The sequence below is a fragment of the Candidatus Persebacteraceae bacterium Df01 genome, from assembly GCA_030386295.1.
Classification (GTDB): domain Bacteria; phylum Pseudomonadota; class Gammaproteobacteria; order Tethybacterales; family Persebacteraceae; genus Doriopsillibacter; species Doriopsillibacter californiensis.
In genome coordinates, this window is record JANQAO010000004.1 from 44,414 (window position 1) to 69,465 (window position 25,052).

General features: G+C 45.5%; 17 protein-coding genes, 1 tRNA gene and 1 rRNA gene. 14 read left to right on the forward strand and 5 right to left on the reverse strand.

The window, feature by feature from the left end:
* Window positions 1–39 precede the first annotated feature (39 nt).
* From tuf to rpoC, 10 genes are all read left to right on the forward strand, one after another.
* Window positions 40–1,230 carry an elongation factor Tu gene (gene tuf, locus NQX30_07235; GenBank protein ID MDM5148151.1) on the forward strand — a complete coding sequence of 397 codons (1,191 nt, stop codon included), beginning with the start codon at window positions 40–42 and terminating at the stop codon, window positions 1,228–1,230.
* An 18-nt stretch (window positions 1,231–1,248) separates the two neighbouring features.
* A tRNA-Trp gene (locus tag NQX30_07240) sits at window positions 1,249–1,321 on the forward strand.
* Window positions 1,322–1,333: 12 nt separating this feature from the next.
* Complete coding sequence (gene secE, locus NQX30_07245) at window positions 1,334–1,681, forward strand: preprotein translocase subunit SecE (GenBank protein MDM5148152.1); 348 nt, start codon at window positions 1,334–1,336, stop codon at window positions 1,679–1,681.
* Window positions 1,681–2,241 (forward strand): transcription termination/antitermination protein NusG, encoded by a 561-nt coding sequence (nusG, locus tag NQX30_07250; protein MDM5148153.1) that lies wholly within the window; start codon window positions 1,681–1,683, stop codon window positions 2,239–2,241. Before secE ends, nusG begins: the two co-directional genes overlap by 1 nt.
* A gap of 1 nt (window position 2,242) precedes the next feature.
* Window positions 2,243–2,671 (forward strand): 50S ribosomal protein L11, encoded by a 429-nt coding sequence (gene rplK / locus NQX30_07255; GenBank protein ID MDM5148154.1) that lies wholly within the window; start codon window positions 2,243–2,245, stop codon window positions 2,669–2,671.
* A 4-nt stretch (window positions 2,672–2,675) separates the two neighbouring features.
* Entirely contained in the window at window positions 2,676–3,359 is a 684-nt protein-coding gene (rplA, locus tag NQX30_07260) for a 50S ribosomal protein L1 (protein MDM5148155.1), read from the forward strand.
* Window positions 3,360–3,371: 12 nt separating this feature from the next.
* The gene (rplJ, locus tag NQX30_07265) at window positions 3,372–3,905 is read left to right on the forward strand and encodes a 50S ribosomal protein L10 (protein ID MDM5148156.1); all 534 of its coding nucleotides are present in this window, start codon (window positions 3,372–3,374) and stop codon (window positions 3,903–3,905) included.
* 36 nt (window positions 3,906–3,941) lie between these two features.
* Window positions 3,942–4,313, forward strand: a complete 372-nt coding sequence (gene rplL, locus NQX30_07270; protein ID MDM5148157.1) for a 50S ribosomal protein L7/L12 — start codon at window positions 3,942–3,944, stop codon at window positions 4,311–4,313.
* An 84-nt stretch (window positions 4,314–4,397) separates the two neighbouring features.
* Entirely contained in the window at window positions 4,398–8,723 is a 4,326-nt protein-coding gene (gene rpoB, locus NQX30_07275; protein ID MDM5148158.1) for a DNA-directed RNA polymerase subunit beta, read from the forward strand.
* A 9-nt stretch (window positions 8,724–8,732) separates the two neighbouring features.
* On the forward strand, window positions 8,733–12,977 hold the full coding sequence (gene rpoC / locus NQX30_07280; GenBank protein ID MDM5148159.1) for a DNA-directed RNA polymerase subunit beta': 4,245 nt from the start codon (window positions 8,733–8,735) through the stop codon (window positions 12,975–12,977).
* A 37-nt stretch (window positions 12,978–13,014) separates the two neighbouring features.
* On the opposite strand, the gene NQX30_07285 is transcribed toward rpoC, so the two are convergent.
* The 4 genes from NQX30_07285 to NQX30_07300 form a co-directional block, all read right to left on the reverse strand.
* A complete protein-coding gene (locus NQX30_07285; GenBank protein ID MDM5148160.1) occupies window positions 13,015–14,058 on the reverse strand; it encodes an ATP-binding cassette domain-containing protein in 1,044 nt (347 codons plus the stop codon).
* Window positions 14,051–14,953: a proline/glycine betaine ABC transporter permease gene (locus tag NQX30_07290; GenBank protein ID MDM5148161.1), complete on the reverse strand. Its 903-nt coding sequence runs from the start codon at window positions 14,951–14,953 to the stop codon at window positions 14,051–14,053. The genes NQX30_07285 and NQX30_07290 overlap by 8 nt, the downstream gene beginning before the upstream one ends.
* Window positions 14,954–15,001: 48 nt before the next feature.
* Window positions 15,002–16,015 (reverse strand): ABC transporter substrate-binding protein, encoded by a 1,014-nt coding sequence (locus NQX30_07295; GenBank protein ID MDM5148162.1) that lies wholly within the window; start codon window positions 16,013–16,015, stop codon window positions 15,002–15,004.
* A 440-nt stretch (window positions 16,016–16,455) separates the two neighbouring features.
* Window positions 16,456–18,001: ribosomal RNA gene (locus NQX30_07300) — 16S ribosomal RNA — on the reverse strand.
* A 348-nt stretch (window positions 18,002–18,349) separates the two neighbouring features.
* On the opposite strand from NQX30_07300, the gene NQX30_07305 reads away from it, so the two are divergent.
* The 4 genes from NQX30_07305 to NQX30_07320 are packed head-to-tail and all read left to right on the forward strand — an operon-like array spanning window position 18,350 to window position 22,031.
* Complete coding sequence (locus tag NQX30_07305) at window positions 18,350–19,177, forward strand: RnfABCDGE type electron transport complex subunit D (protein ID MDM5148163.1); 828 nt, start codon at window positions 18,350–18,352, stop codon at window positions 19,175–19,177.
* Window positions 19,168–19,689 (forward strand): FMN-binding protein, encoded by a 522-nt coding sequence (locus NQX30_07310; protein MDM5148164.1) that lies wholly within the window; start codon window positions 19,168–19,170, stop codon window positions 19,687–19,689. Before NQX30_07305 ends, NQX30_07310 begins: the two co-directional genes overlap by 10 nt.
* Window positions 19,690–19,701: 12 nt before the next feature.
* Window positions 19,702–20,973 carry an FAD-binding oxidoreductase gene (locus tag NQX30_07315; GenBank protein ID MDM5148165.1) on the forward strand — a complete coding sequence of 424 codons (1,272 nt, stop codon included), beginning with the start codon at window positions 19,702–19,704 and terminating at the stop codon, window positions 20,971–20,973.
* Entirely contained in the window at window positions 20,970–22,031 is a 1,062-nt protein-coding gene (locus NQX30_07320) for an FAD-dependent monooxygenase (GenBank protein ID MDM5148166.1), read from the forward strand. Before NQX30_07315 ends, NQX30_07320 begins: the two co-directional genes overlap by 4 nt.
* A gap of 12 nt (window positions 22,032–22,043) precedes the next feature.
* Here NQX30_07320 and NQX30_07325 read toward each other — a convergent pair whose 3' ends face one another.
* Entirely contained in the window at window positions 22,044–25,052 is a 3,009-nt protein-coding gene (locus NQX30_07325) for a hypothetical protein (GenBank protein MDM5148167.1), read from the reverse strand.

The window sequence follows — 25,052 nt, forward strand, 5'->3', positions numbered from 1 at the left end:
CCGTTCATTGTTTTCCATATTTTGTGAGGAGAAAGAAAGATGGCAAAAGATAAATTTGAACGAACAAAGCCGCATTTGAATGTAGGCACGATAGGTCATGTAGATCACGGAAAGACAACACTGACGGCGGCGTTGACGACGATATTGTCTAAAGAGTATGGCGGTGAGGCGCGTGGTTATGACCAGATAGATAATGCTCCAGAAGAGAAAGCGAGAGGGATAACGATTAATACGTCGCACGTAGAGTATGAAACGGCAAATCGTCACTATGCTCATGTGGATTGCCCGGGTCACGCAGATTATGTAAAAAACATGATAACAGGAGCGGCGCAGATGGATGCGGCGATATTGGTGGTGAGTGCTGCTGATGGTCCGATGCCACAAACGCGCGAGCACATATTGTTGGCTCGTCAGGTTGGTGTGCCGCGTATTGTGGTGTATTTAAATAAAGCGGATATGGTGGATGATGAGGAATTATTAGAATTGGTAGAAATAGAAGTGCGGGAGTTGTTGACGAAATACGAATTTCCTGGAGATGACACTCCGATAGTTACCGGTTCAGCGTTGAGAGCTTTGGAAGGTGAGGATAGTGATATAGGTTTGGGTTCAATTCGGAAATTAGCGGAAGCATTAGATACGTATATTGAAGAGCCGGAGCGAGCGGTAGACGGTGCATTTTTAATGCCAGTAGAAGACGTATTTTCTATATCGGGTCGTGGAACGGTGGTGACCGGTCGGATAGATCGTGGGAAGATTAAGGTAGGAGAAGAAATAGAGATAGTAGGGATACGAGATACGGCAAAGACGATATGTACGGGAGTGGAGATGTTTCGTAAGCTGTTGGATGACGGTCAGGCGGGCGATAACGTAGGCTTGTTGTTACGAGGGACGAAGCGAGAAGAGGTAGAGCGAGGCCAGGTGATGGCGAAGCCGGGTAGTATTCTGCCGCACAAGAAGTTTGAGGCGGAAGTGTATGTATTGAACAAGGAAGAAGGTGGTCGCCACACTCCATTTTTCCAGGGATACAGCCCACAGTTTTATTTTCGGACGACGGATGTGACAGGAGCGGTGAGGTTGAAAGAGGGAGTAGATATGGTGGTTCCGGGAGACAACGTATCGTTAACGGCGGAGTTGATAACGTCAGTCGCGATGGAAGAAGGTTTGCGTTTTGCGATACGGGAAGGTGGCAAGACCGTGGGTGCTGGTGTCGTTACTAAAATCTTGGAATAATGCGGATGAATAAAAAACAGGCCAATAGCTCAATCGGTAGAGCGACGGTCTCCAAAACCGTAGGTTGGGGGTTCGATTCCCTCTTGGCCTGCCGTGGGATATTATGACATCGGCGGAAAAAATTAAGCTGTGGGCGTCTGCCGTTTTGGTAATTGGCTCCGTTTATGTTGCCGGCTATGAAATTAGTTCAGGTCAAGCGGCAGCACGTGTTGGTGTTTTGACTGTTGGATTGATGTTGGCTGCGACGTTAGTTGGTTTTTCCGATTCGGGGAAGGCGTTTTTTGCATTTGCGCGTTCTGCTGGTGTGGAAGTGCGCAAGGTGATTTGGCCTTCACGACAAGAAACGGTGAGAACTACCGGTGTAGTAGTGATGTTGGTTAGTCTTGTGATGCTGTTTTTGTGGGTAGTTGATTTTATTTTAAGTAAAATGTTGGATATTTTGGCACGCTAATGAATGATATCGCTGAAAATATTGTTGAGAAAAAATGGTATGCTGTGCAGGTTTTAGTCGGTTACGAAAAATCTGTAAGAGAGAACCTTCTGGAGCGTATTGATCAACACGATCTTGGTGGCTACTTTGGCGATGTTTTGTTGCCGGTAGAAAATACCTTGGAAATTCGCCAAGGAAAAAAGAAAATGACCGAGCGAAAATTGTATCCGGGATATTTGTTTTTGGAAATGTGTATGATTCCTGAGTGTTGGCATTTGGTGCGAAAGACACGGCGTGTAGGCGGATTTATTTCTGGTACCAATGAAGAGCCAGCAGCTTTAGCGCTGGATGTTGTAAGTAAAATTCACCGGCAGATGCAAGATAGTATAGAGAAAGGACCGGTTATTCGGGCGCAATTTGCAACGGGTGATCAAGTTCGGATTAAAGAAGGACCTTTTAGTGATTTTTCTGGTACGGTTGATAGCGTTAATGCTGAGAGAAGTCGGCTGACAGTTATGGTGATGGTTTTTGGACGCTCTACTCCGGTGGAGCTGGATTTCGGTCAAGTGGACAAAATATAACATGGGTAAAAAAGTCGTTGGTCTTATTAAATTGCAAGTCCCAGCTGGCGCGGCTACTCCGGCACCGCCAATAGGTCCGGCACTCGGTCAGCGTGGGCTTAATATTCAAGATTTTTGCAAGTCATTTAATGCGGCGACGGAAAGTAGTGAAAAAGGAATTCCTTTGCCGGTAATTATTACGTGCTACGAAGATCGTACATTTTCTTTTGTAGTCAAAAAGCCGCCGATGTCGGTGTTAATCAAAAAGTCATTAGGGTTGGAAAAGGGGAGCGGTAAGCCGCACATGGAAAAAGTGGGTAAGCTTACTCGCGCTGCCGCTGAAGAAATTGCGCGAGGAAAAATGTCGGATTTGAATACTGCTGATTTAGACGCGGCAGTGCGTGAAGTGGCAGGCACTGCGCGGAGTATGGGTGTGGAGATGGAGAATTAAAAGCATGGCAAAAATAGACAAACGATTACGCGATAAAGTTGTTCCAGAGAAAGGATGTTCGTTGGATGAAGCACTAGCTGCGGTAGTTGGTGGCAGTGGTGTGAAATTTGATGAGACTGTGGATGTCGCTGTTCATCTGGGTATAGATACAAAAAAATCCGATCAGGCAGTGCGAGGTGCAGTAGTTATGCCGGCTGGCACTGGTAAGACTGTGCGCGTGGCTGTTGTGGCCGCCGATGCGGATGCCGAATCAGCTCGTGAAGCTGGTGCTGACCGAGTGGGGTTTGAAGATTTGATTGAGGAAATTAAAGGCGGTAAAACAGATTTTGATGTTCTAATTGCTACGCCTACCTCTATGCGTCATCTGGCGGCAGCGGGCAGGGTTCTTGGTCCGCGTGGTCTAATGCCTAATCCTAAGACTGGTACCGTTGCGGCGGCACCTGCCGAGGCAGTTAAAAATGCTAAAGCTGGGCAGGTGCGTTATCGTGCTGACAAAGCGGGCATTGTGCACGCGCCAGTGGGTAAGGCGTCGTTTACGCCTGCTGACTTAAAGCGCAACATTGAAAGTCTGCTTGATTCACTCAAGCGAGCTAAACCGGCTTCCAGCAAGGGTGTGTATTTGCGTCAGCTGTCATTGTCTTCCACTATGGGGCGTTCGGTTGAGCCGGATATTGCCTCTTACCGATAAAAGGAAAACGCCGTGATTAGTCGTGAACATAAAGAAGAAATTGTTAGTGTCGTCAAAGCTCGAGTGCAAGGTGCACAGGCAGTTTTGGTTGCCGAAAACGCGGGTCTGACTGTGGCACAAATGTCACGATTTCGCCAAGATATCACTGATTCTGGCGGTGGTGCTCATGCGCAAGTTATCAAAAATACATTGGTTCGGTTAGCGTTAAAAGGTAGCAACTTTGAGCCACTGGGAGAAACATTATCAGGGCCATTGATTTATGGTATGGGCGAAGACCCAGCAATGCTGGCCAAAGTTTTTTCGCGAGCCGCTAAAGAAAACGAAAAATTTATCATTCGTGGTGGTGCTTTAACTGTCGGTGGTGTGTTGAGTGCTAACGACGTTAATGCGCTGGCTGCTATTCCTGGCCGCGAACAATTACTGGAAAATTTAGTTGGTGCTATGCAGGCACCATCAGCAACATTTGTGCGTTTACTGAGTGCTGTGCCTACTGGTTTTGTACGAGCTCTGGCAGCAGTGCGCGATAAAAAATTGGCACAATCTTAATCTATTCACCCATCACTACAACAAAAGGAGATTCTCATGAATAAAACGGAAATTATGGACGCTATTGCCTCAATGTCAGTTCTGGACCTTTCAGAACTCATCAAAGATATGGAAGAAAAATTCGGCGTGTCCGCCGCTGCGCCGGTAGCAGTTGCCGCTGCGGCATCTGGTGACGCCGCAGCGCCAAGCGAAGAAAAAACGCAATTTGACGTGATGCTGACCGCAATTGGCGACAGCAAAGTGTCGGTCATTAAAGTTGTGCGTCAAATCACCGGGTTAGGCTTAAAAGAGGCCAAAGAGCTGGTGGAAAGTGCTCCCAAAGCTATCAAAGAAGGCATTGCTAAAAGTGAAGCAGAGGAGATGGCAAAGCAGTTACAAGAAGCTGGCGCCTCTAGCGAGGTCAAGTAACATATTTTCTTTTTATCCCTGCTCGCTTATCGCTTCGGCGATGGCGGGACTTAACTTTTGTCAAAATTCTTTGGGAGTTCCGGCATGAACTTAACGTATAACGAAAAAAAGCGGCCCCGCCGTTCTTTCGCCTCGCAGTCTGCAATGACTACTATTCCGCCGCTGGTGCAGTTGCAAAAACATTCTTATGTGGGCTTTTTGCAAAAAGACACGCCGCAGAATGAGCGCGCGTTGCAGGGATTGCAAAACGCTTTTCATTCGGTTTTTCCGATTGAATCTAGTTCCGGTGCTGTCGTGCTAGAGTTTAAGCAATACGAATTGCGTGACCCAGTGTACACCGTTCAGGAATGTAAATTACGTGGCTTGACTTATCAAGCATCGGTATACGCTTTGATAGACATGGTGATGTACGATAAAAAAGGAGGTAGCGTCAAGGAAACCAAAGAAGAATTGGTGTATATGGGCGAGTTGCCATTGATGACTAACGATGGTTCTTTTGTTATCAACGGCACCGAACGCGTGGTGGTTTCGCAATTGCATCGTTCACCGGGTGTCTTTTTTGAGCATGATTCAGGGCGCAACACTACTACCGGCAAATATTTATATAACGCTCGCGTTATTCCTTATAGCGGCGCTTGGTTGGATTTTGAATTTGACAAGCGTGACGTACTATATTTTCGTATTGACCGGCGACGCAAGATGCCGGTTACTATTTTGCTCAAAGCGCTACGCTATACCAAAGAATCTATTTTGCGCCACTTTTATGAGTTTGAAAAGTTTGACTTAGGTAAAGAGCCAGGGCAAGCAACTTATCAGTTACAGGGTAAATTTTTGTTAAACGTATCTTTGCCTTTCGATATTTGTGACGCTAAAGGTAAAGTTGTGGTCAACAAGGCACAACGGATTAAAAAAATTGATGTCACTCGCCTAGCTGACAGTGAAGGCACTTTTCATTCGATCCCAGAGGCTTTTTTACATGGTCGTCGGCTTGCTGCTGACATTTTTTCTGCTGACGGCGAATTGCTAGCTAAGATTAATGCCGAGATTGATGAGGCATTGTTGGCTGATTTGCGGGGTGCAGGAATACAACAGTTGGAAACACTGTATATCAATGAATTTGATTGTGGTCCTTTTATTGCGCAGACGCTTGCATTGGACGAAAAGTTAGATGAAGACATGTCACGGACGGCTATTTACCGCATGTTGCGTCCTGGTGATCCACCTAATAATGAGGTGGTTAATAGCTATCTGGATACTGTTTTTCATGACTCTTCTGTTTATGATCTGTCTCGTGTAGGGCGGATGAAATTCAACCGCCGCCTGTATCCAGACAGACCACCTATGGAATATCGCGTTGTGCTTAGTGATCAGTCAGGCAAATCAGTGAACAAAACCGTTTCGCAAGCGGTTATGCCGCTGCTGGTTGAAACTGGCTGTTTTGCCGATAAAGACGCTGCTGCCGAGTATTTGGAATATGTAAAAAAATACGGTGGTAAGCGTCCTTTGATTGAAAACTTGACTCGTGAACAGGCAGATAAAATTGCAGCTACGTTGTCAAAGGCGCTACCTTGCGAAGTCTCTCGCCAGACTACGCTGTCGCGTTCGGATGTGCTTAAAGTGGTGAAGTATCTTGTGGATTTGCGTAATGGTAAAGAAAAAACAGATGATATTGATAGTTTGTCCAATCGGCGGGTTCGTGCTGTTGGCGAATTCATAGAAAATCACTATCGTCAGGGATTGCAGCGCGTTAATCGAGCTATTCGCGATCGCCTATCTCGTGCTGAGGTGGATGACCTGATGCCGCATAATCTTATTAGCGCCAAGGCTATTAGTTCATCAGTGGCAGAATTTTTTAATGGTAACCAATTGTCGCAGTTTATGGATCAAACTAATCCATTGTCCGAGATTACGCATAAGCGTCGCGTTTCTGCTTTTGGCGTTGGCGGTCTCAATCGCGACCGTGTTGGTTTTGAAGTGCGAGACGTACATCCTTCGCACTATGGTCGCGTTTGCCCAATCGAAACGCCGGAAGGCCCCAATATTGGTCTAATCAATTCTATGTCGTTGTATGCCAGCGTTAATGAATACGGTTTTTTGCAGACGCCGTATGTACATGTCCGAAACGGTGTGGTAACCGACAAAGTGGTTAATTTATCCGCTATTGATGAAGCTGGATGCGTTATCGCTCCGGCCACCAGTAAGCGTGATAGCAAAGGCCGCTTTGTTGATAAATTGGTTTCGGCACGACGTGACGGCGAATATATTTTGTGTTTTGCGGAGGAAGTGGATTACATTGATGTCGCACCTTCGCAAATATCTTCGGTAGCAGCGTCTTTGGTTCCCTTTATAGAACACGATGACGCCAATCGTGCCCTAATGGGATCTAATATGCAACGCCAGGGAGTTCCCTGTCTGGTGCCGGAAAAACCGCTGGTAGGTACTGGACTGGAACGTTTGGTAGTTAATGACTCAGGATCCGTTATACAGGCTGCTCGCGGTGGTGTGGTAAGTTATGTGGATAGCAATCGTATTGCTGTGAGGGCTGCGGCCAAGGAGATTCGCTCCGGCGAAAGTGGCGTGGATATTTACAATTTGTTCCGTCATACGCGTTCTAATCAAAATACCGATATTAGTCACCGTCCTATTGTGCGTGAGGGTGACAATATAGCTGCCGGTGATGTCATTGCTGACGGCTCCTGTACTGACTTGGGCGAACTGGCTCTGGGACAAAACTTGCTAGTGGCTTTTTTGCCGTGGAACGGTTACAACTTTGAAGATTCCATTCTTATTTCCGAGAAAGTTGCCATAGAAGAACGATTTTCTTCCATTCACATTATTGAAGAAATTGTGCATGCCCGAAGCACTCAGTTGGGAGATGAAGAAATTACCAGCGACATTCCTCATCAATCCGACGCGTCTTTGGTCAACTTAGATTCAGAAGGTATTGTGCATGTAGGTATGGAAGTGAAGCCGGGAGATATTTTGGTTGGGAAAATAACGCCTAAAGGCGAGCGCCAACTTACACCGGAAGAAAAGTTATTGCGTGCTGTTTTTGGTGAGAAAGCTGCCGATGTCAAGGACACATCATTGCGGATGCCGCCGGGAGCATCAGGTGTGGTGATTGATGTCAGAGTGTTTACCGGTGATGAGGCCAAAAAGAAGAAGAAGAAAAGCGGTAGCCGAGTTGCCAATATTCAAGACAGTGAAATCAAGGAATTTGCCCGCAACCAATCCGAAACTTTGCAAATTTTGGAAGAAGATGCCATCGTTCGCATTCGTGGACTGGTCAAAGGTAAAAAAGCCGCTGCTGCGATTGGCACTGTCATAAAAAGCAACGAGGTTTTGACCGATGTGCGGTTGAAGGCACTAAGCTCGGAACAATGGTCCAAAATTCGCGTTCAGGATGAAAAAATAAATAGCGAAATTGAGGGCATTGAAAAATCGCTGAATGAAGTGCGCACCAAACAAAAAGAGGAATACAAAGCCTATAGCCAGAAAATACGTGAAGGACATGTGTTACCACAGGGTATTTTAAAAACTATCAAAGTATATATTGCTATTAAGCGCAATTTGCAAGTTGGTGACAAAATGGCGGGACGTCACGGTAATAAAGGTGTGGTGTCAAAAATTGTACCAATGGAAAGCATGCCCTATCTCAAAGACGGTACGCCGGTAGATGTGGTGCTGAGTCCGCTGGGGGTGCCGTCTCGAATGAACGTAGGACAGATTTTGGAAACCAATTTGGGTCTGGCTGCTAAAGGTCTGGGTAATAAAATTACGAGTCTGTTGCAAGAAGAAAAAGAAAATCAAGTAAAAGAAATTCGATCGTTCTTAGGTAAGGTGTTCAAAAATGATGTGCGGTTTGAAGACAAAAAATTGACTGATGATGAAGTAATTGAAATGGCGTCAAACTTGAAAAAAGGAGTGCCGTTTGCTACCCCGATTTTTGATGGTGCTTCTGAAGACGATATTGGCAATATGTTGGAGCTGGCTGATTTACCGCGCAATGGACAGATGACGCTGTACGATGGTTACTCAGGTGAGCAATTTGAGCGGCCAGTGACCGTGGGATGTATGTATATGCTTAAGTTGCACCATCTGGTGGACGAAAAAATGCATGCGCGTTCCACAGGACCTTATTCTTTAGTCACTCAGCAACCGTTGGGCGGGAAGGCTCAGCGTGGCGGGCAACGCTTTGGTGAGATGGAGGTGTGGGCGCTGGAGGCTTATGGCGCAGCTTACACATTGTGTGAGATGTTGACCGTAAAATCGGATGATGTTTTCTGGCGGGCAAAGATGTTTGAAGGAATTACTGAGGATGATTTCCGACTTAAAAGCGGCGTTCCGGAATCATTTAGCGTCTTGGTGCAGGAAATTCGCGCCATGGGCATAGATATGGATTTTGAATAGGAGATAGTCATGCAAAAACAAAACCTTTTTGGTATTTTAGAAGGTGCCGACAAAAAAGAGAACTTTTCGGCGATCTGTCTAAATTTGGCTTCCCCAGAAAAAATTCGCTCGTGGTCTTACGGCGAAGTCAAAGTTCCGGAAACAATTAATTACCGCACATTTCGTCCCGAAGTAGGTGGTCTATTTTGTGCCAAAATTTTTGGTCCGACCAAAGATTATGAATGCATTTGTGGCAAGTACAAACGCATGAAATTTCGCGGTGTGGTTTGCGAAAAATGTGGCGTTGAAGTGACATTGACGCGGGTGCGTCGTGAGCGCATGGGGCACATTAATTTAGCTAGCCCAGTAGCGCACATTCTTTTCTTCAAAGCGTTGCCGTCACGCATCGGGTTGATTTTGGATTTGACCATGCGTGATATTGAGCGCATTCTATATTTTGAAACTTATGTAGTGATTGACCCGCAGCGTGTTGCTGAGTTAGAGCGCGGGCAGTTATTAAGTGTGGAACAATATCAACAAATGGCGGCCCGATATCCGGGTGGTTTTCGTGTTGGTATTGGTGCCGAAGGAGTTCGTGATTTTCTCAAAGAGACCGACTTGGACACAGAGGCAGAAATATTGCGCGATGAGATTAGCGGTAGCAATTCCGAAACCCGTAGTAAAAAAATATACAAGCGTTTAAAACTAATTGAGCATTTTCGCCGCGCTAAATTGCGCCCAGAATGGATGATGCTTGAATCGTTACCTGTGCTACCGCCAGATTTACGACCATTAGTGCAATTAGAAGGTGGGCGCTTTACGACCTCCGACTTGAATGATTTATATCGGCGAGTAATCAACCGTAACAATCGCTTAAAGCGGTTGATGGAGTTGGATGCGCCAGAAGTTATTATCAACAACGAAAAACGAATGTTGCAAGAATCAGTTGATTCTTTGTTGGACAATGGTCGTCGCGGTAAGCCTTCAGTGGGTGTTAATCGCCGACCGTTAAAGTCTGTTGTTGACATTATCAAAGGTAAATCTGGACGGTTTCGGCAAAATTTGCTGGGCAAGCGTGTGGATTTTTCTGGACGTTCAGTTATTGTTGTCGGTCCGGATCTTAAACTGCATCAATGCGGTCTTCCAAAGCAGATGGCGCTTACGCTTTTTCGCCCCTTTGTGTTTAACAAATTAATTGCACACGGTTATGCCACTAGCATAAAACAGGCACGAGCGATGGTGGAAAGTGCCGACCCGCAGGTGTGGGCGGCTCTGGATGAAGTCATTTCTCAGCATCCGGTCATGCTCAACCGTGCGCCGACACTGCACCGGTTGGGTGTGCAAGCGTTTGAGCCGGTATTGATTGAAGGTAAGGCAATTCAGCTGCATCCTTTGGTTTGTGTGGCATTTAATGCCGATTTTGACGGTGACCAAATGGCCGTGCATGTGCCACTTTCTATTGAGGCACAAACCGAAGCTCGGGTGTTGATGCTGTCATCCAACAATATCTTGGCACCAGCTAATGGTGAACCGATTATCGTACCAACACAGGATGTGGTTTTGGGACTGTACTACGCGACTCGCGAGCGCGAAGACGCTCCGGGCGCTGGCATGAAATTCGTTGACATTTCCGAAGTGGAGCGGGCACTGGCGGCAGATGTGGTGTCTTTGCAAACTCCTATCGAAATGCTGATGGAAAATCCCATGCTTGCTCCTCGTGATGAGCATGAAGGTAGCTTAGAACTGGTTAAAACAACTGTCGGGAGAGCGCTGGTCAAGCGATTTTTGCCTAGTAATTTGCCGTTTTCGATGATTAACAAGACGCTCAAAAAGCGCGATATTACTCAATTAATTAAAGTTACTTTTCGTACCTGTGGTCAGCGAGATACAGTGATTTTCTGCGATACATTAATGCGCTTTGGTTTTGAAAAAGCTACTCGTGCAGGGATTTCGGTGTGTATGGAGGATATGATTATTCCTGCAAAAAAAGCGGATATTATCGCCGACACAGAGAACAAAATTCGGGAAACGCATCAACAGTATCAAAACGGATTACTTACTGATGATGAGCGCTATAACAAATCTGTTGACTTGTGGGACAAGGCGGGTGAAGAAGTTAGTCGTGTGATGATGGAAAGTATTTCTCACGAGTCTGTAATCAAAGCTGGTAAGCCAGTTTTAGATAACGGTGGACGGGAAGTCAAGCGAGAATCAATGAATTCTATTTACATGATGGCAGATTCGGGTGCGCGTGGTTCGGAAACGCAAATCAAGCAGCTGGCTGGTATGCGAGGGTTGATGACCAAGCCTGATGGGCGCATTATGGAAAATGCTATTACCGCTAATTTCCGCGAAGGATTGTCTGTTTTGCAATACTTTGTTTCCACCCATGGTGCGCGCAAAGGATTGTCGGATACGGCACTTAAAACCGCGAATTCTGGATATCTTACCCGCCGGTTGGTAGATGTAACGCAAGATATTGTAATTACTGAGACTGATTGCGAGTCCAATGAAGGGATTTCACTACGTCCGTTGCTCAAGGATGGGGAAATTGTTGTCGTGCTCAAAGACCGTATTATGGGACGCACTTTGGCAGCGGATGTGTTGCATCCACAGACTGGCAAGGTGGTGTACGAAAGTAGTGTATTTGTCACTGAAAACGAAGCCGATATTATTGCTGAGGCTGGGGTAGATGAAGTTATTGTGCGTAGCCCAGTGACTTGTCGTACTCGTTACGGCTTGTGTGCTAAATGTTATGGTCGCGATTTGGGGCGTGACGGTCTTGTTCGGTTAGGTGAGGCAGTGGGTGTTGTGGCCGCTCAATCTATTGGTGAGCCGGGAACACAGCTAACTATGCGCACCTTTCATATCGGCGGCGCGGCATCACGTGAAGTGGTATCACGTACGGTGGAAGCCAGAAATAACGGTGTATTGCGGTTAAACTCGGTGCGTTATGTTGCCAATGCCGAAGGCGACTTGGTGGTGGTATCGCGTAGCGGTGAAATGTTGGTTCAGGAGGCGAATGGCCGTGAACGCGAACGTTATCGGCTACAGTATGGTCAGGTTCTGAAAGTTAAAGAAGGCGAAAAAGTGAAGGCGGGCCAAATTTTGTCACAGCGCGATCCTATGACGCGACAAATTATTGCCGAATACGAAGGTAAGGCTAAGCTGGAAAACCTAGAAATGGGCGTGAATGCGCGCGAACAAACTGATGAGATGACTGGTATTTCAGTGGTTATTATCATTGAAAACAAACAAGGCGCAAAAAAAGCCAAACAGCCACAAGTTAAATTTATTGATGAGCAAGGTGAGGAAGTTAAAGTTATCGGCACCGACACACCAATTACGATTTCATTACCTCCCGGAGCGACACTTTCATTGCGAGACGGGCAATCGGTACGCATCGGGGATAGCATTGCCAAAATTCCTCAAAAAGCAGCTAAAAGTCGTGATATTACTGGTGGCTTGCCGAGAGTGGCAGAATTATTTGAAGCGCGTGAGCCCAAAGAGCCGGCGATTTTAGCCAGTGCATCAGGGCGGGTATCATTGCGAGGAATGCAGCGTGGAAAGCAAGTACTGGTTATCGTTGATGACAAAGGTAAAGAGAGTGTGCATCTTGTTCCCAAGGGGCGCACTATTTTGGTGCAGGATGGAAGCTCAATTAACCGTGGCGAAGAGATTGTGGACGGCGATAACAATCCGCATGAAATTCTTGCGATGCGGGGAGTTGAGTCTTTGGTAGAGCATATGGTAAACGAAGTACAGGAAGTTTATCGCTTACAAGGTGTGAACATTAACGACAAGCATATTGAAGTGATTATTCACCAAATGTTGCGTTGTGTGGTGATTTCTGAATCAGGGGATTCGCACTATATTAATGGTGATCAAGTAATGTATTCCGAACTGGCAGGCGTTAATGATGAGTTGGAGGCAGCGGGCAAAAAAATAGCATCCTATCGGCACATTTTGCTTGGCATTACTAAAGCATCACTGGCAACAAATTCATTTATTTCTGCTGCATCTTTCCAAGAAACATCACGTGTTCTCACCGAGGCAGCTGTTGCTGGGCGCAAGGATTATTTGCGTGGATTAAAGGAAAACGTTATCGTTGGTCGTTTAGTGCCAGCAGGTACCGGTTTTATTCATTACCAAAAACAAAAAGAGCGCAATGCTGAGGCTGAGGCAGAAATGATGATGCGTGAAGAATTGGCAGCGATGGAAGAAAATAACGAGAACCCTCCTTCCGTTGAGGAAGAAGCGGCAGATAGTGCATAAGGAAAATGAGTGCGAGTGCCGCTATTGCGGCATTCGGTTATTTGTTAGCGCTTAAATATAGGGAGATATTTTTTCCTGTGATGTGACCGCGGATATTGCCGTCGTTATCTACGACTTCAACACTGTCATATTCTCCACTCAGCAAGTGAGGTAAGAATAATTCAATATTAGTGTCTTCATGCGCCCTATAGGGGCGCTGCGCAGAAGTGCTAGATTCTTCTGCGTTGCTAAGGTTAGTCATAATAGTTTTGGCGCGCAATACTTTGAGACGATTGACGTCTTTGACAAAATCGGCAACATATTTATCCGCTGGGCGGACGATGATGTCTTCAGGTTTGTCATTTTGGACTAAATTACCATCCTTGAGAATGCTGATGCAATCACCTAATCGCAATGCTTCGTCTAAGTCGTGGGTAATAAAGACGATTGTTTTATGAAGTTCAGACTGTAATTGCAATAACATGTCTTGCATGTCTTTGCGAATCAGTGGGTCAAGAGCGCTGAAAGCTTCGTCCATGAGTAGTATGCCGGCGTCATTGCACAGTGCGCGAGCCAATCCTACCCGTTGTTGCATTCCGCCGGATAGTTGTTGTGGATAATGTTTTTCAAAGCCGGACAGACCGACGCGGTCAATCCAAATTTGGGCTTTTTTATGAGAATCGGAGATGCTGACGCCTTGAATTTGCAAGCCAAAAGATACGTTTTCAATAATAGTTTTGTGCGGTAACAGAGCGAATTTTTGAAAAACCATTGCTGTTTCACTACGGCGAAATTTCAGTAATTGTTTTTTATCTAGTGAGAGTATATCAACATCACCTATTATCAAACTGCCAGCAGTAGGGTTTATGAGGCGATTGATATGACGAATTAACGTTGATTTTCCAGATCCGGATAGTCCCATTACGACATGAATGGTTCGCTCATATATGTTCAAGTTAATATTATTTAACCCCAGCACATGATTATTTTTTTCTAGTAAATCTTCTTTGCTGAGGTCTTTTTTGACAAGTTTAACCATTTTTTCCGGAGACGCGCCAAAAATTTTATATAGCGACTTAATGGCGATTTTAATATCAGCCATTAACGGCCCCATACAAATGTTTTTGAATACGCTTGCCATAGGATTGGGAAACGCGGTCAAAAATAATCGCAAGTGCTACGATGGCAAGACCATTAAAAACACCCAAGGTAAAATACTGGTTGGTAATTGCTTTGAGCACTGGTTGTCCCAACCCTTTTACACCGATCATGGATGCAATGACCACCATGGCTAGTGCCATCATAATAGTCTGGTTAATGCCAGCAAAAATAGTTGGTAGTGCTAATGGGAATTGCACTCGAGTTAGTTTCTGCCAGGTGTTGGCGCCGAAAGCATCCGCGGCCTCTAGTACTTCTTTGTCTACTAAGCGGATTCCGAGATTGGTTAATCGAATTACTGGCGGAATAGCGTAAATTATCACGGCAATAACTCCCGGAACTTTGCCGATGCCTAATAGCATGACAATGGGGATGAGATAGACAAAAGAGGGCATCGTTTGCATAATATCTAGAACGGGCGTAATAGCGGATTGAGCCCGGTCGGATCGAGCCATCGCAATACCAATCGGGATGCCCAAAGAAACAGCCATGAATGTGCATACGACAATGATGCTGATGGTGCGCATGGTATTGTCCCACATGCCAAAATAGCCGATAGCGAAAAAAGATAAAATAACTCCGACTACTACTTTCTTACTGTGGCTTCCTAAATAGGCTAATACACAGAAAACGATAATCAATATTGGCCAAGGAGTGGCAATTAGCAGTTTTTCAAAAAAAACCAAAAACTGCAATAAAGGATCAAAAAAAGATTCAATTCCCTCACCATACTCGCGAGAGAAATTTTTATAACTGGCATCAATACTTTTTTTTATTGAGCGTAATAGCTCAACATCCATTTCTGGAAAATCAAAAAAAACGTTGTTTTTTTCAGCCATAAGTATAAAAACCCGCCGATTATTGATTGGCGGGCTTTTAATAAAAAATTAAAGAGCTGCTTTAATATTGGTGGCAACTTTAGCAGATACCCACTTGGACCAAATATCTTCATTATTTTTTAGAAAATGTTCGGCTGCTTCTTCGCCTGTTGCTTGATTATCATCCATCCATTTCAAAAATTTGTTCATGAAATCATTTTTAAAGCCGCGGTTGGCAAGATAAGCATAAGCTTCTGGGGATTTTCCTTTTAATTCGGTAGTGGTAACGGTGAATACTTCGGAAAGTGACCACGCGTTTGGTTTGGGGGCAGGGCAATCAAGGATTGTCGTGCATTTGTCCCATTCCTCTTTGTCATGTGATACTTCAAAATCTACTTTGACCATGTCGAATTTACCAAGAAAAGCTGTTGGTGCCCAGTAGTATCCAAACCAAGGTTCACCGCGCTCATAGGCTTTGGCTAGTGAGCCGTCCAATCCTGCTGAGGACCCCGGATCTCCGAGAACAAATCCTGCTTCTTCTAGATCAAAAGCATTGTATAAATTACCAGTCGTAATCTGGCAATTCCAACCAGCGGGGCAACCCATTAATAGACCTTGTGACTTGTCTTCGGGATTGGGGAACAGTTTAGCGTTTCTTTTAATTCCAGAAATGGTGGCCAATTCGGGATTTTTGTCTACCATATAGCGAGGTACCCAAAAACCTTCTTCACCACCTTCTAGCAACGAACGTCCGGCATATTCCAATCGTCCTTCAGATACTGATTTGTCCAGCGCTTCTTTGAGGGCGTTTACCCAGAGTTCTGGAGCTACATCAGGCTCACCTTTTTCTGCCATGGAGGTGCCTGTGGGCATTGTGTCGCCGGGGACCAGTTCCACTTCACAGCCTAATCCGGATTCTAAAATCATTTTATCCATGTGCGCCATAAAAGTTGCGGACGCCCAGTTCATGTCGGCAATTACGATTTTTCCACAAGCTGCGCTTGCGGGTAACACCGAAAATGTGGCAACCATAAGGATAGTTGCTAAAAAGATTTTATTTATGTAACCAATAAGGAATTTCATTTTTTCTCCTGCTATTTGTAATGTATAACGAAAAAATTATACATACATGTAAGTTATTCACCAAGTCGTGTGATGGAGGCATAGTACATGAGACAGACGAAAAGGAATTATGAAATGCTAGCTACATTGCCGTAATCCGTAAATCTCCTAAAAAAGACACGCTTCTAGCGAGAATCTTCTATAGGATATGGTTAATGAATATTTTACGAGTGTGAAATATTGCCTAAACTCATAAAATTGTATTTTACGATTCAATCTCGTTTATCTTGGCTTGGTTGTATAGCCATCAGAATAGACGCGGAAAAAAATACGATAAATTAAAAACTAAAATTATTAAAAATCAAACATAACCGGTATGAGCGGACGCCGAGGGAAACGAATTTTTTAATTTTCTTTGCAAAAAATAAAAAAAAGTCGTTTCTTTCTTGGAATGGTCTTAGAAAGGAGGTGATCCAGCCGCAGGTTCTCCTACGGCTACCTTGTTACGACTTCACCCCAGTCATGGAACATACCTTGGTAAGCGTTCTCCCTTGCGGGTTAAACTACCTGCTTCTGGTATCCTCCACTTCCATGGTGTGACGGGCGGTGTGTACAAGACCCGGGAACGTATTCACCGCGACATGCTGATTCGCGATTACTAGCGATTCCGACTTCATGCAGTCGAGTTGCAGACTACAATCCGGACTACGATCGGCTTTTTGAGATTGGCTCCCCCTCGCGGGTTGGCTACCCATTGTACCGACCATTGTATGACGTGTGTAGCCCTGCTCGTAAGGGCCATGATGACTTGACGTCGTCCCCACCTTCCTCCGGCTTGTCACCGGCTGTTTCGTTAAAGTGCCCAGCATAACCTGATGGCAACTAACGACAAGGGTTGCGCTCGTTGCGGGACTTAACCCAACATCTCACGACACGAGCTGACGACAGCCATGCAGCACCTGTGTTCCGGTTCCCGAAGGCACTCCCGCATCTCTGCAGGATTCCGAACATGTCAAGAGCAGGTAAGGTTTTTCGCGTTGCATCGAATTAAACCACATCATCCACCGCTTGTGCGGGTCCCCGTCAATTCCTTTGAGTTTTAATCTTGCGACCGTATTCCCCAGGCGGCCCGCTTAACGCGTTAGCTTCGCCACTGAGAGTTGCCTCCCAACGGCTAGCGGGCATCGTTTAGGGCGTGGACTACCAGGGTATCTAATCCTGTTTGCTCCCCACGCTTTCGTGACTCAGCGTCAGTATCGGCCCAGAAGGATGCCTTCGCCATTAGTGTTCTTCCGTATCTCTACGCATTTCACCGCTACACACGGAATTTCACCTTCCTCTGCCGAACTCTAGCCATGCAGTTTCAAACGCAGTTCCCAGGTTGAGCCCGGGGCTTTCACATCTGACTTGCATAGCCGCCTACGCACGCTTTACGCCCAGTAATTCCGATTAACGCTTGCACCCCACGTATTACCGCGGCTGCTGGCACGTAGTTAGCCGGTGCTTCTTCTCAAGGTACCGTCAGTGACGAAAGGTATTAACTCTCGCCGTTTCTTCCCTTGCGAAAGAGCTTTACAACCCGAAGGCCTTCTTCACTCACGCGGCATCGCTGGATCAGGGTTGCCCCCATTGTCCAATATTCCCCACTGCTGCCTCCCGTAGGAGTCCGGGCCGTGTCTCAGTCCCGGTGTGGCTGATCATCCTCTCAGACCAGCTACCGATCGTCGCCTTGGTGGGCTGTTACCCCGCCAACAAGCTAATCGGACATGGGCCACTCCATCAGCACGAGGCCGGCAAGCCGATCCCCCGTTTTCCTCCGTAGAGATTATGCGGTATTAGTCCTGGTTTCCCAGGGTTATCCCCCACTGTTGGGTATGTTCCCATGCATTACTCACCCGTCCGCCGCTCGCCGCCAGGGGTGCAAGCACCCCTGCGCTGCCGCTCGACTTGCATGTGTAAAGCGTGCCGCCAGCGTTCAATCTGAGCCAGGATCAAACTCTTCAGTTAGAGAATGAATGGTTGGCGTCATTTTTTACTGTTATACCGATGCGAAAAATATCCGCATCCGCAAGATTGCAAGACGCCGATTTCTTGTGTCCAAGTCGGCGTCCGCGCATACTGGCTGTGTTGATTGTTAATGAACTTTCTTGCGTTGCGGCAAGATACGGGATTATATACACAAATCAAAGAAAAACAATGTGTTTTTTGGCAATAATTTATTTTCATGACAATTCTATTTTTTCGTAACCGAAAGTAAAGCGGTTATATTCTGTTTTCGGAGTTTTCTTTGATGATTTTTGTTTTTTTTAGGGGAGGTTACGCACAACGTTATATAGTGCGGAGTATAATTTTTTTATGAAAACGGCAGCGCTTATGCGGACAGTTATTGCCGCGCTTCTGCCGGTTGTGGTGGCAGCTATATATGAACGCGGAGCTGGTGCATTGTTGCAGGTAGTGCTGGCGATTGGTGGTTGTTTGCTGTTTGAAACACTGTGTCTCGTTTGGCGGCGACAGCCGGTAACAGCAACCTTAGTGGACGGTACTGCTATTGTGGCAGGAATAATTATAGGTCTTTCATTGCCGCCACTGACGCCTTGGTATGTGTCGATTGCGGCAAGCGCGTTTGCTATGGTGCTGGCTAAACATTGCTACGGTGGGTTGGGCAATAATCCTTTCAATCCTGCTATGGCTGGTTATGCTTTAGCACTGGTGTCTTTTCCGGCAGACTTTGATGGCTGGGCAACGGCGTCGGTACTAAATGTTGTTTTTGGTGGTGCTGATGCCATTAGTAGTCCTACTCCGCTTACCGCCAGACAAATGGGTGTGGCAGTACCTGTAATAACGATTATTTTTCCACTATCGTGCATTATCGGAGGGGCTATTTTATTTCTGAGGCGAGCGGCAGATTGGCGGCTGACATCAGCTTTTTTACTGGGAGTGGTGCTGGTGGGCGGTGCAGATACGCTATTGGCGGGTGGTACGCTGCTGGCTGCATTTTTTGTGATTACTGACCCAGCTACTGCTGCTGTTACCGTACGTGGCAAGTGGTTATATGGATTAACGGCAGGTGCATTAGTTGTATGGCTACGCGCCGATGGACAGCATACCGATGGCATTGCTTTTGCCATTCTTATTTGTAACATGCTGGCACCACTTATGGATAGAATAGTGCGATGGCGCTGAAACACGCAGGAGCATTGGCAGTGTCGTTAGCGTTAGCATTAGCCACATTGTCGGGACTTCATGCTTTATGGGAAGATACCATTCATAACAATCGGTTAAATTATGAACAAGAATTAGTGAATGAGGCACTGCAGAACACGCCGTATGATAATGATATTATTTCGACTAGACAATCCATTCTCGTTGTTTTCCCGACGGCAACTATTAATGTCGTGTGGAAAGCCGTTTATAAAAATCAATTGACGGCAGTGGTTGTCAAAGCTGTAGCACAGGGATACGGCGGTGATATTATTTTTATTATTGCTTATAATTTGCGAGGTGAGAGACTTGGTGCTCGTATCGTCCAACATCGTGAAACTCCAGGTATTGGTGATTTTTTACATTCACGTGGTGGAGCTTTGCGTGCTATTGACGGTGTTAGTAGTGCGACTATTACTTCAAACGCTGTGGCTGATGCAGCAGCCGATATTGCAGATTGGGTGCGCGATAATACCGTCATGCTTTTTAACTAATCGGATTTTTTCATGGAATTAATTAACTCTTATTATGAGGCTAGTGTATCCCGACCGCCTTCGGAGCCGATGCTAACGGGTGAAGTGCATGCTGATGTATGCGTTATTGGTGGCGGTTTTACCGGTCTTTCCTGTGCATTGGAATTAGCGCAGGCTGGTCGGAAAGTTATATTGTTAGAGGCCGAACGGGTAGGGTGGGGCGCATCGGGGCGTAATGGCGGACAATGTATTTGTGGTTATTCCACCGACGCGCTTGCCGGTCCAGCTCGGCAAGCTGGTGTGACGGAGAAATATCTTTTTGATTTGACGCGTGAGGCAATTTCCTTGTTGCACGCTCGTAGGCAACAATATTCTATTGACTGTGACTGGCGTAGTGGCTATTTGCTGGCAGCTATTCACGCCCGCCATTGCCGAGAGTTAGAAGAGCACGCCAACACATTGACTAATCGTTATCACTATCCGTTGCGCTTGCTGGATTTGCCGGAAACACGTGCCGCTATTGCCAGCCGCCGTTATTGTGGTGCGATGGTGGATGAACAAAGCGGCCACTTGCATCCGCTCAAATATGTGTTGGGTCTTTCCAATGCGGCTCTTGCCTCCGGTGTGCGCCTGCACGAACAATCGCCAGCTTTATCGGTCGTTGATATGGGTAACAATATTGAAGTCAAAACAGCTGCAGGTATGGTGTGCTGCAGGCAAGTAGTTTTTGCTGGCAATGCTTATTTGGAAATCGCCCCTCGTTTGCGCACGCGTGTTATGCCGGCGAGTACGTGTATTGGTGCAACAGCACCATTAGGAGCGGCAGCAGCAGAAAATTTGATTGCCAATCAACGTGCCGTATGTGATATGAATTTTGTCATTGACTATTTTCGCTGTAGTGCAGATACTCGTCTGCTATTCGGCGGACGGGTAGATTATGCTAATCGTACTCCTTCCGATTTGGCAGGCTGCATTCGCCAGCGTATGGAAAAGGTGTTTCCACAATTAATTGGAGAAAAATTGGATTACGTGTGGGGAGGAGCTGTTGCCATTACCATTAATCGTTTTCCCGATATCGGGCGACAAGGCAACAATGTTTATTATGCGCAAGGTTTTTCAGGGCATGGTGTGGCATTGTCGGGGTTTGCTGGGAAAATTCTAGCTGACGCTATTGTGGGGGATACGGAAAAGTTGGACGTGTTCAGCCGCATTCGTCACCGGCCCTTTCCCGGAGGCAACACATTTCGCACGCCATTGCTAGTTTTGGCTATGCTGTACTATCAGTTGCGCGATTTGTTTGGATGAACGGTATGCTTATTGTCGGTGGTGGGCCAGTGGGCATGACACTAGCGTTGGCGCGTCCTCAAACTGCAATGTTATTGTCCTTGCCGGCACAAAAATCTAGCAGAGTTTATGCTTTGGGAGGTAAAGCATCCGCTTTTTTGCAACGGATAGGCGCACTTCCTATAGGCAATCCAGTTCGGCGCTTTTTGCTAACAGCAGATAATGAACAAATAAATATTCATGCTTCTGCAGTTGGTGTAGATGTGCTGTGCCATATTGTAAGAGAATCGGCGTTGTTGGAATGCCTGCAAGCGCGGATATTAGATGAAAAGGTGAACTGTCGCACGCTGTCTAAGGATTCTCGTATTATTGATTATCAAGTTTCTTTAGAAACTGGACGATTATTCTTGAGTGATGGCGGGCATTATGAGACGGAACTGCTTATTGCCGCCGACGGTGCTCGCTCGGCAGTAGCTACTGCTGCATCAGTCGGTGCGGCGGTACACTCTTTTGAGCAGCGCGCGTTGACCATGGTATTACGTGCGCCTTTGGATGATGATTGTGCAGCGCAATGGTTTTCTCAGCGTAATGTGCTAGCGTTATTACCACTGGGTGGTGGCTTGTTTTCACTGGTATGGTCATTGTCAGAACTTCAAGTACACACGCTGCTGGCCAAAGGCAGCAAAGCGGTAGTGGCAGCGGCGGCGGCACACATTAATATGCCTTTGGAAGCGGTAGATGCGACAATGTTTTCTTTCCCGTTGTTTTCGATGCGTCGTGCTGTGCGTGTGACTCAACGGTTGGCATTTGTCGGCAATGCCGCGCGTGTTATTCACCCATTGGCGGGGCAAGGATTAAATTTGGGATTGTTGGATGCCGAATTGTTATGGCAATGCTTAGATAAAAATAAAAATGTTGCCGAAGCGTTGGCGGTGTACGCTGAAGGTAATTGGCAAGGAGGATGGTGGAATCTGCTCACCGCATCTTTTAATGAATCAAGATGGTTGCCAGCGGTAGCTTTGAAAATGGGTAAACAAAAATTTTTGAGACAGTTGGCCGTAGCGATTTCAAATAGTTAATGCCGCGGTAATTTATTGACTACCTTCTTGCTTGGCAATATTAAGGTGTCGTTGCGCTTTTTCAGGTTCTTCCACTGAGATATATATGCCAGACAGCATTTTGTGAACTGATACGTTGCGTGGCTCAATTTCCAACGCTTGATTGAGTATACTGACTGCTTCAATAGCGCGGTTACGCTGCACTTCAATAGCAGCAATTCTTAAATAACTCTCAATTTGTTCAGGGTACTTTTCTATGATTTTCAGGTAAGCGTCAATGGATGCATCCATATTGGACAGCCGATGCTGAGAGAAAGCCAAGAGCCTCAAATAATTTAGGTCTTCTGGCGCTTTGGCGGGAAGTAACAATTCTAACTGTTCTACAACGCCCCTATAGTCTTTAATGCTAAATAATGCTCTTGCATAATTGTGGCGTACGATGTTTTCGCTGGACAAATTTAATTTTCCGATTTCTAGTGCTTTTGCATAGTCTTCCGCTGCGCGTACATAATTTTCGATGGCCATATAAAACCCAGCGCGGTTTTGGTAGGTACGTGCCGGATTTTTGGTACGAATGGTTTCGTGAGAAAGCAACTGTGTATACAAATCAATGGCTTTATTAAAATCTCTTTCTTCCACCGCTTGGTCAATGCTTTTTATAAATTCACTCTCATCAGTGTAGTTTACAAAAATAGCCTCTGCACTCTGATTTTTCTTTGATAATTTTTCTGCGGTGTCGCGAGGCAGACGTTGTTCAAGAACCGCAATGCGAGCTTCTATGCGCTCGGCATTGTTCGCGTCATTGCTTTGCTTATAGACATTTAATAGTGCCCGTAATATAGAAGTTGAGGCATTCTGTTTTTTACGCATATTTTTCAAGTGGTTAATGGCATGTTTGCTGTCGCCAACTGCAGCTAACGCTAAACAGGCATCAACTTGCGCAATAACGTGGTGGTGCTTTTCTGCTTCTTGTAAGATAACTCGTATTTCTTCAGCGTTAATATTATCGGCGGCGGATGCTGATTTGAGGCGTGCGTCAAGCGCACGTAGTGCAATATCATCAACGACACTGCCCGTTTTGGCCGCTTCTGCAATAAAAGGATAAAAATATGAGGTTCTTTCTATAAAATTGTAATCAAGATAAATGTGTGCGAAATCATTGGCGATTTCGGCTTTACGCTGTGCGGTGGGAGCTTTTTCTATAGCTAATTTTGCTTGTTCCATCCCTGAGGTAGAGGAGGGAGTATTTCGAACATCAAGAAGAGCTTTGGCATGCAACCCTATTGATTCATCCTTAAGCTGAAAAGAAGATACTTGAAGTAATTTATATGTTTTTTGGCGACTACCATTTTTTGCATATGTTAGTAACAGGCGGTTCAAAATAGCCTCATCAAAGGGAAACTTGCGATACCCTTGTTCTAAGGTGTCTATCATAAGGAGTTGTTGTTGACGAAGCTCATACAAGTCAGCAAGAGTATCTACCACACGAGGTTCCTCTGGTAACAATATTTGCAATCTCCGCGTTAGTGTAGCGGCTTCAGCGTAATTTCCAGAAAGTTTTTCCAATACGATAGCGGCGTTAAGTAGCAATGACGATTCGGGATTGTTACTAAGTTCATCAAGCAACTCAACGCGTGTTGTTTCTGGTTGCCGTTGTGCGCTAATATCAAGTAAGAAAGATAGCGCTAACAGTTCGTTATTGAGGAGGTTGCGTTTTTGTGCTTGTTTTATTAATTCGGCGGCTTTTTTTTCATTACCGGCATACATAAGTAAAAAGACATAATTATTTAATGCGACAGTATTAGTTGGATCAGTGTCTGTCGCTTTTTGATACATTGCCAGGATATCATCATTTGGTAAATTTCCCTCCTGTCGCGACCACGCAGCCCCCGCAGCATAGGCGAAAGAATACGTGCTGGGCGTACGCTGGTTAATTTCTTCATAGTGTTTTTGAGCGGATTGAGTATCTCCATCTGCCATGTCCAAATAGGCAATAATGTACTGCGACAGTAAAGATTGCGATGCGACAGTTGATTCAACAATAATTTTACGGGCTTGTTTGTGATTTTTATCAATAACGTAAGATAACGCTTGCAAGGCGACAATGTCGGAGGCCGGCGTGCTATTTTCTTGTTGAGCCAATGCTTCTACGTTTAGCGGTATACCGTAATAATTGTTAAACCCTTCTGTGTTGACGGCAAAACCAAGATTTTTGTCTATTGGCATTGGTTTTTTTAATTTGTCAAATGGCAACGGGAATTTTTCGCCGATTTTGACGTCTGTATTTTGCAAATAAAAATAATAGGAATGGAGTAATAGATCGTTTAATGTTTGCGTTTCTTCTACTGATAGTTCTGTGTTGGATAATGTGTCAACGGTTTTTTCTAGATAATCGCGTGCGATGACAGGGTTGTTTTCTAAAAGGGCAAAAATTCCGAGCAATGCATATACGGGTGGATAAGAGCTATATTTGCTTTTTTCCAATAGTGACATGGCTTTTTGAGGTGCGTTACCATAGTTTGCTGCAGCGTTGATATAACTGGCTTTTGGTAATTCGGAAAATTTTTGAGATAACGGTCTCAGTGTTTTTTCTGCCTGCATTATGTTTCCAGACATTAGTTGCGCGCGTGCCAGCAGAATAATTTCTTCTTCGGATGGATTGGCAAATTCTGCGTATTGGGTCAGCGATTCGAGTGCTACTGAGTAATTTTTTTCTACTAGAGCAGCCTTTCCTTCTTTTAGAAAATTATTGGCACGTAGGTTAAACCAAGTGTAGCCCCCGGAAACTAAAACTAATACGACAGCAATAGCAATGATGATATTTTTGTTTTGGATAAAAACAAGAGTCTTTTGATGAAGGGAGAAAAAATCAGAAGGCGGCGGGAAATCCTCTGGCACCTCTGGTGTATTTTTCTGCTCATACCTTGGTGCTATTGGCTCAAGTGTGGTGGGTATTGATGACGAAGGGGTAGCAGTAGTTTCTGAGGAAACTAAGCTATTTTCCTGTTTCTCAAGCTTCTTTGTTTTAAGATAGATAGACAT